General features: G+C 59.4%; 7 protein-coding genes. 6 read left to right on the plus strand and 1 reads right to left on the minus strand.

What is annotated here, in order from left to right; genetic code table 11:
* Positions 1-617: 617 nt before the first annotated feature.
* On the minus strand, positions 618-887 hold the full coding sequence (locus NR164_RS26550) for a DUF2790 domain-containing protein (RefSeq protein ID WP_017849219.1): 270 nt from the start codon (positions 885-887) through the stop codon (positions 618-620).
* Positions 888-1,282: 395 nt separating this feature from the next.
* On the opposite strand from NR164_RS26550, the gene acs reads away from it, so the two are divergent.
* The 6 genes from acs to NR164_RS26580 all read left to right on the plus strand — a co-directional run bounded on the left by acs (position 1,283) and on the right by NR164_RS26580 (position 8,142).
* Positions 1,283-3,238 carry an acetate--CoA ligase gene (gene acs / locus NR164_RS26555; protein ID WP_017849218.1) on the plus strand — a complete coding sequence of 652 codons (1,956 nt, stop codon included), beginning with the start codon at positions 1,283-1,285 and terminating at the stop codon, positions 3,236-3,238.
* 736 nt (positions 3,239-3,974) lie between these two features.
* A complete protein-coding gene (locus NR164_RS26560; protein ID WP_256823491.1) occupies positions 3,975-4,760 on the plus strand; it encodes an ABC transporter substrate-binding protein in 786 nt (261 codons plus the stop codon).
* A 91-nt stretch (positions 4,761-4,851) separates the two neighbouring features.
* Positions 4,852-5,541 carry an ABC transporter permease gene (locus NR164_RS26565; RefSeq protein WP_010566615.1) on the plus strand — a complete coding sequence of 230 codons (690 nt, stop codon included), beginning with the start codon at positions 4,852-4,854 and terminating at the stop codon, positions 5,539-5,541.
* Positions 5,538-6,236, plus strand: a complete 699-nt coding sequence (locus tag NR164_RS26570) for an ABC transporter permease (protein WP_017849216.1) — start codon at positions 5,538-5,540, stop codon at positions 6,234-6,236. The genes NR164_RS26565 and NR164_RS26570 overlap by 4 nt, the downstream gene beginning before the upstream one ends.
* Position 6,237: 1 nt before the next feature.
* Positions 6,238-7,350 (plus strand): succinylglutamate desuccinylase/aspartoacylase family protein, encoded by a 1,113-nt coding sequence (locus NR164_RS26575; protein ID WP_256823492.1) that lies wholly within the window; start codon positions 6,238-6,240, stop codon positions 7,348-7,350.
* A gap of 27 nt (positions 7,351-7,377) precedes the next feature.
* On the plus strand, positions 7,378-8,142 hold the full coding sequence (locus NR164_RS26580; protein ID WP_046382323.1) for an ABC transporter ATP-binding protein: 765 nt from the start codon (positions 7,378-7,380) through the stop codon (positions 8,140-8,142).
* The last annotated feature ends 71 nt before the right edge of the window (positions 8,143-8,213 follow it).

Below are 8,213 nucleotides of genomic sequence, written 5' to 3' on the forward strand. Positions count from 1 at the left end.
GGCACCGTCGAGGCGGTCCATGTTGGCTTCGGTGGCGTGGCCGGCGTTGGCGCCTTTGACGGCGACTTCGCCGTCTTCTTCTTTGTCGAATTCGTCCCAGCTCAGCATGACGTGTCGTCTCCTGCGTGAGGGCTCGAAGGTGCCCGTGTGAAACCGGATGGTTGGGGGTTCACACGGCCCTCGGGCCGCGGTGGATCTTAAGGAATCGTTTGTTGCAACAGCTAGCGCAGGCATTAAACGCAATGGGGTGAACGGGTGCTCTGCGTGAGGCTTGAGGGGCGGAGCGATAGATGCATGCTCCTGCGGAGGCCTCAGGTCGGCTCTTCATCCCAGTGTAAAGGGATATTGCAGGCCCGATTTACCCGCGCATTATAGGGAAAAAAACGGCTTTGTGTTGTGGCAGATGCGCTCGGATTGCTGACAAAACGCCTGGTATTCGAGCCAGAGCGAGGGTTTACAGGGGGTTGGTGCAGGAGGATTTTTTTGACGGACGGTGGGCTATTTATTGCGGGGGCTGGCGAGGTTTTTTGAGCGGGGGAGCGGGAGGCGGGTTTTTGGCCGCAAGAACAATTTCTTGCGGCGAATAAGATCACGGTCAATGTGAACTAACGAAGTTGTTATCCGTTAGAGCAACCGTTACCCATCACATGGTAGTTAAGAATGTGGCGCTGACCTTTGGAGTCTTCATATTCCATTTTTACCGGTACGACTTCGCATACATCTGGAATGGTGCTCATGGAGACTACTTTGGCGACGTCCAGGTGAGTGCTGTAGGTGTAGTCTTCAACAATCGGAGCGTTCTGGCCGGCTACGTCAGTCGGGGCTTCCTCGGCCAGGGCGGCGGTGGCGCACAAGCTGCTGAGGGCCATAACTAATAAAGCTTTCATTTCTCTTTTTACCTTCTTCAGTGCGAAAGGGGTCACGGGGCCCTTTGGAGGCCTCGTGTGTAACTTAGGGGTGTTTACTTCGGATTAACGTGCCTTCGTGGGGGCTGTTACGTTGTTAATCTGGTTGCCTTGTTGGCGGAGTCGATTTTAGGCCTGCGGGTTATATTCATATACCCGTGCTTTTGATAAACACTATTGGTGGTTTTTGTAATAATCCCCCGTCGCAGGTTTTTTTACGTGTCCGCCAAGCGCCGCAGGCTACGGGCCAGAGGGGGGAAGGAGATAACAGGGCAATTTGTAGGGTCTTGTTACTACCATCGTCGAATGGTTCTATAGGCTGACCCCGGCTACAACTGGGGTCATACAAAAACAACTATTTCACCGAGGTAAGAAAGATGAGTGCGGCTTCCCTGTACCCCGTTCGCCCCGAAACAGTAGCCAACACGCTGACTGACGAGGCGACCTACAAGGCCATGTACCAGCAGTCGGTGGTCAACCCCGATGGTTTCTGGCGTGAGCAAGCCAAGCGTCTTGACTGGATCAAGCCTTTCACCACGGTGAAGCAGACCTCATTCGACGATCACCATGTCGACATCAAGTGGTTTGCCGATGGCACCTTGAACGTTTCCTACAACTGCCTGGACCGTCACCTCGCCGAGCGCGGCGACCAGGCGGCGATCATCTGGGAGGGCGATGACCCTGCCGACAGCCGCACCATCACCTACCGCGAGTTGCACGAACAAGTCTGCAAGTTCGCCAACGCCCTGCGTGGCCAGGACATACACCGCGGCGACGTGGTGACTATTTATATGCCGATGATCCCCGAAGCTGCGGTCGCCATGCTGGCCTGTGCCCGCATCGGTGCGATCCACTCGGTGGTGTTTGGCGGTTTCTCGCCGGAGGCCTTGGCCGGTCGCATCATCGACTGTAAGTCGAAAGTGGTGATCACCGCCGACGAAGGTGTGCGCGCCGGTAAGAAGATTCCGTTGAAGGCCAACGTCGACGACGCTCTGACCAACCCGGAAACCAACAGCGTCCAGAAAGTCATCGTGTGCAAGCGCACCAGTGGCAGCATCAAGTGGAACCAGCATCGTGACATCTGGTACGAAGACCTGATGAAAGTGGCGGGCACCGTGTGCGCGCCGAAAGAGATGGGCGCCGAAGAAGCGCTGTTCATCCTTTATACCTCCGGCTCCACCGGCAAGCCTAAAGGCGTGCAGCACACCACTGGCGGCTACTTGTTGTATGCGGCCCTGACCCATGAGCGCGTATTCGACTACCGTCCGGGCGAAATCTTCTGGTGTACCGCTGACGTCGGCTGGATCACCGGCCACACCTATATCGTCTACGGGCCACTGGCCAATGGCGCGACCACGCTGATGTTCGAAGGCGTGCCTAACTACCCGGACATCACTCGGGTGGGCAAGATCGTCGACAAGCACAAGGTCAATGTTCTCTACACCGCGCCGACGGCGATCCGCGCGATGATGGCTTCCGGCACCGCCGCCTGCGAAGGCGTTGATGGCAGCAGCTTGCGCCTACTGGGTTCGGTGGGTGAGCCGATCAACCCGGAAGCGTGGGACTGGTACTACAAGAACGTCGGCCAATCCCGTTGCCCGATCGTCGATACCTGGTGGCAGACCGAGACCGGCGCCACCCTGATGAGCCCGCTGCCGGGCGCCCATGCGCTCAAGCCAGGTTCGGCGGCACGGCCGTTCTTCGGCGTGGTGCCGGCCTTGGTGGATAACCTGGGCAACATCATCGAAGGCCCTGCCGAAGGCAACCTGGTGATCCTCGATTCGTGGCCAGGCCAGGCCCGTACCCTGTACGGCGACCATGACCGTTTCGTCGATACCTACTTCAAGACCTTCCGGGGCATGTACTTCACCGGTGACGGCGCCCGTCGCGATGAAGATGGCTACTGGTGGATCACCGGCCGTGTGGATGACGTGTTGAACGTGTCCGGCCACCGTATGGGGACCGCCGAGATCGAAAGCGCCATGGTCGCCCACCCGAAAGTCGCCGAAGCGGCGGTGGTGGGTGTGCCGCACGACATCAAGGGCCAGGGCATCTATGTGTATGTCACCCTGAAAAATGGTGAAGAGCCGACCGAAGCGCTGCGCCTGGAACTGAAGAACTGGGTGCGCAAGGAAATCGGGCCGATCGCTTCGCCGGACGTGATCCAGTGGGCACCGGGCTTGCCGAAGACGCGGTCGGGCAAAATCATGCGACGTATCCTGCGCAAGATTGCCACGGCTGAGTACGATGGCTTGGGCGATATCTCCACCCTGGCCGACCCAAGTGTGGTGGCGCATTTGATTGAGACCCACAAGACCATGAACGTCGCGTAAGACGGGTAGGTGGGACAGAGCCCCATTCGGCGTGAGCCGGGTGGGGCTTTTTTGTGGTCTCTCAAAACCACTGAAGATCCCATGTTTGTGGTCTCTCGAAGCCACTGAAGATCCCATGTTTGTGGTCTCTCAAAGCCACTGAAGATCCCATGTGGGAGGGGGCTTGCCCCCGATGGCGGTGGATCAGTCACTGATCAGTTGGCTGAAGACCGCCATCGGGGGCAAGTCGAATCGTCGCACCGCCCCTCCCACATGGACCTGCATAACCCCAGACCAATAAATATCGACTTCTTCGTCAGGACGTTTCTGAATGTTACCGAGCGGCGCAAATGTGTAACCCTTCGCCCGAACATGAGGCAAAGTGCTACGGGTTTGCACCGAAAAGCCGCGTTTTAGACAGCTCCCAGTATTAGATTAAACGCCAGACTTGCCGTGCTAGAAGGGTTTGCGAATAATAGGCCCGCTATTTGCAGTATCAACAGGTTTAATATCTTTTGTCTCTGCATAAAAAACAGGGACTGTCAATGTGCTGGAACCGCTTTCTCGGTGCTTCTGTAAATTGTTGTCGCATTGAGGAAATATCGGCTTCCGGCCTGTCGTTAGAATGCCGATCACTCGCTCGTCGTCGCCGCTGTTGAATCGGCGTAGGACGCAGCACCGCTATTCGGTTTCACTCAGTCGCATCGTGGGCCATGGCTCATACTGCTGTTTTGCCCTATACCGATGGAGTCCCAAGATGAAGAAACTCGTGCTGTTGGGCGCCCTGGCGCTGTCCGTGCTGTCCATGCAGGCTTTCGCTGAAGGCAAGCCTCTGAAAATTGGTATCGAAGCGGCATACCCTCCGTTTGCCTCGAAGGCGCCGGATGGCAACATCGTCGGTTTTGACTACGACATCGGCAACGCTCTGTGCGAAGAGATGAAGGTCAAGTGTACTTGGGTCGAGCAAGAGTTCGACGGCCTGATCCCCGCGCTGAAAGTGCGCAAGATCGACGCGATCCTGTCGTCCATGTCCATCACCGACGACCGCAAGAAGTCCGTGGACTTCACCAACCGCTACTACCTGACCCCGGCGCGCCTGGTGTTGAAGGAAGGCACGGCCGTCAGCGACAGCCTGGATGAGTTGAAAGGCAAGAAGATCGGCGTGCAGCGCGGTTCGATCCACGACCGTTTCGCCAAGGAAGTACTGGCGCCTAAAGGTGCCACGGTTGTTCCTTACAGCTCGCAGAACGAAATCTACCTGGACGTGGAAGCCGGTCGCCTCGACGGCACCGTGGCTGACGCCACCCTGTTGCAGGAAGGTTTCCTCGATACGGCTGCGGGTAAAGGCTACGCGTTCACCGGCCCAGCCTTTACCGATAGCAAATACTTCGGCGATGGCATCGGTATCGCGGTACGTAAAGGCGACAAGGAAAACCTGGACCGCATCAACGCTGCGATCGCTGCGATTCGTGCCAACGGCAAGTACAAGGCTATCCAGGACAAGTACTTCAACTTCGATATTTACGGCCCAGACGCCAAGTAAATCGTCGCAGCGGTCTGTCCAGAATGGCGCAAGCAACAGAATTCCTGAGGTTTGCGCCATTTTTTCATCCCCCTTTTCGAGGACCTGAATCATGTTGAAAGGCTACGGGGCCGTCATCCTCGATGGCGCATGGTTGACGCTTCAGCTCGCCTTGTCGTCCATGGCCTTGGCCATCGTTCTGGGTCTGATCGGGGTCGCGTTACGCCTGTCGCCGGTGCGCTGGTTGGCCTGGCTGGGTGACTTGTACTCCACGGTGATCCGTGGGATTCCCGACCTGGTGCTGATCCTGCTGATTTTCTACGGCGGTCAGGACCTGCTCAACCGCGTCGCGCCGATGCTTGGCTATGACGACTATATCGACTTGAACCCCTTGGCCGCCGGTATCGGCACCCTGGGTTTCATCTTTGGCGCCTACCTGTCGGAAACCTTCCGCGGCGCCTTCATGGCCATCCCCAAGGGCCAGGCCGAAGCCGGCCTGGCGTATGGCATGAGCCCTTTCCAGGTGTTTTTCCGGGTGATGGTGCCGCAGATGATCCGGCTGGCGATCCCCGGGTTTACCAACAACTGGCTGGTCCTGACCAAGGCCACCGCGCTGATTTCGGTGGTGGGCCTGCAAGACATGATGTTCAAGGCCAAGCAGGCGGCGGATGCCACCCGCGAGCCTTTTACCTTCTTCCTCGCAGTGGCGGCGATGTACCTGGTGATCACCAGCGTATCGTTGCTGGCGTTGCGTCATCTTGAGAAGCGCTACTCGGTAGGCGTAAGGGCGGCTGATCTATGATCTTCGACTACAACGTCATCTGGGACGCCATGCCGCTGTACCTCGGCGGCTTGCTGACCACCCTGAAACTGCTCGCCATTTCGCTGTTCTTCGGCCTGCTCGCCGCCTTGCCCCTGGGCTTGATGCGGGTGTCCAAGCAGCCGATCGTCAACGGCGCGGCCTGGCTCTACACCTATGTGATCCGCGGCACACCGATGCTGGTGCAGCTGTTCTTGATCTACTACGGCCTGGCCCAGTTCCAGGCGGTGCGCGAGAGCTTCCTGTGGCCGCTGTTGTCCAGCGCCACGTTCTGCGCGTGCCTGGCCTTTGCGATCAACACAAGCGCCTACACCGCCGAAATCATCGCCGGGAGCCTCAAGGCCACCCCCAACGGCGAGATCGAAGCGGCCAAGGCCATGGGCATGTCGCGCTACAAGCTGTACCGCCGCATCCTGCTGCCATCGGCCCTGCGCCGGGCGCTGCCGCAGTACAGCAACGAAGTGATCATGATGCTGCAGACCACCAGCCTGGCATCCATCGTCACCCTGATCGACATCACCGGTGCCGCGCGCACGGTGAACGCACAGTTCTACCTGCCGTTCGAAGCGTATATCACCGCCGGCGCGTTCTACCTGTGCCTGACCTTCATCCTGGTGCGCCTGTTCAAGTTGGCCGAGCGCCGCTGGCTGAGCTACCTGGCTCCACGGAAGCACTGATATGGAACGTATCGATCACCTGTTGCCCTGGGGCCACCTGGGTTGCGAGCGCCAACTGAGCGTGTTCCGTTTCGGCAGCGGCGAGCGCAAGGCCTACATCCAGGCCAGCCTGCACGCCGATGAACTGCCGGGGATGCGTGCCGCGTGGGAGCTGAAAAAGCGCCTGACCGAACTGGAACAGCAAGGCGCGCTCAACGGCGCGATCGAGCTGGTGCCGGTGGCCAACCCGATGGGCCTGGGCCAGCTGTTGCAAGGCAGCCATCAAGGGCGTTTCGAGATTGGCAGCGGCAAGAATTTCAACCGCGATTTCGTCGAGTTGAGCGAGCCGCTGATCGCACAACTGCACGGCAAGCTCGGCGATGATCCCCATGCCAACGTGCGCGTGATCCGCCAGGCGATGCACGATACGCTCGACGCGCTGCCCGCGCCGGCCAGCCAGTTGCAAGGCATGCAGCGGGTGCTGCTGAGCCACGCCTGCACCGCGGACATCGTCCTCGACCTGCATTGCGACGCCGAAGCCGCGCTGCACATGTACGCGCTGCCCCAGCATTGGCCGCAGTGGCGGTCGCTGTCGGCGCATTTGAACGTGAAAGTCGGGCTGCTGGCGGAAGACTCCGGCGGCAGCTCGTTCGATGAAGCCTGCTCGCTGCCCTGGCTGCGTGTGTCGCGGGCGTTCCCCGAGGCGCAGATTCCGCTGGCGTGCCTGGCGACCACCCTGGAACTGGGCGGCCAGGCCGATACCGGCCGCGATGAAGCGATCTTCCACGCCGAAGGCATCCTCGCGTTCCTCGCCGAGCAGGGCCTGATTAAAGGTGAGTGGCCGGCGCCACGTCACGAACCCTGCGAAGGCGTGCCCTTCGAAGGCACCGAATTGCTGTTTGCACCCCACGCCGGCGTGATCAGTTACCTGCGTAAAGCCGGTGACTGGGTGGACGCCGGCGAGCCGGTTTTTGAAGTGATCGACCCTCTGGAAGACCGCGTGAGCATCATCTGCGCCGGCACTTCGGGGGTGCTGTTTGCCGTTGAACGGCTACGTTATGCCCAAGCGGGTTTCTGGCTGGCCAAGGTGGCGGGGCGCGAAGCGCTGCGTCACGGGCGCTTGCTCAACGACTGACCACCTGTTTTTGTGAGAACCGACCGCATGTACAAGCTTGAAGTCCAAGACCTGCATAAACGCTATGGCAGTCATGAAGTGCTCAAAGGCGTGTCCCTGGCCGCCGCGGCCGGTGATGTGATCAGCATCATCGGTTCCAGCGGTTCGGGCAAAAGTACCTTTTTGCGCTGCGTCAACCTGCTGGAGCAGCCCCACGCCGGCAAGATCCTGCTCAATAACGAAGAGCTGAAACTGGTGGCCGGCAAAGACGGCGCCCTGCGGGCCGCCGACCCGAAACAGCTGCAACGCATGCGTTCGCGGCTGTCCATGGTGTTCCAGCATTTCAACCTGTGGTCGCACATGACCGCGCTGGAAAACGTGATGGAAGCCCCGGTGCATGTGCTGGGCATGTCGAAAAAGGACGCGCGGGAAAAGGCCGAGCACTACCTGGCCAAAGTCGGCGTGGGCCATCGTAAGGATGCGTTCCCCGGCCATATGTCCGGTGGCGAGCAACAGCGCGTGGCGATTGCCCGTGCGCTGGCGATGGAGCCGGAGGTGATGCTGTTCGACGAACCCACCTCGGCGCTGGACCCGGAGTTGGTCGGCGAAGTGTTGAAAGTCATGCAGGACCTGGCCCAGGAAGGCCGCACCATGGTGGTGGTGACCCACGAAATGGGCTTTGCCCGTGAAGTGTCCAACCAGTTGGTATTCCTGCACAAAGGCATCGTCGAAGAACGCGGCAACCCGCGCGAAGTGCTGGTCAATCCCCAGTCCGAGCGGCTTCAGCAGTTCCTCTCCGGCAGCTTGAAGTAGCCACTCCTTTTATGTAGGAGGGGGCTTGCCCCCGATAGCAGTCTGTCAGTTGATACATCTGGTGACTGATA

Origin of the sequence: Pseudomonas sp. Pse79, assembly GCF_024519615.1 — a bacterium.
Lineage (GTDB): Bacteria > Pseudomonadota > Gammaproteobacteria > Pseudomonadales > Pseudomonadaceae > Aquipseudomonas > Aquipseudomonas veronii.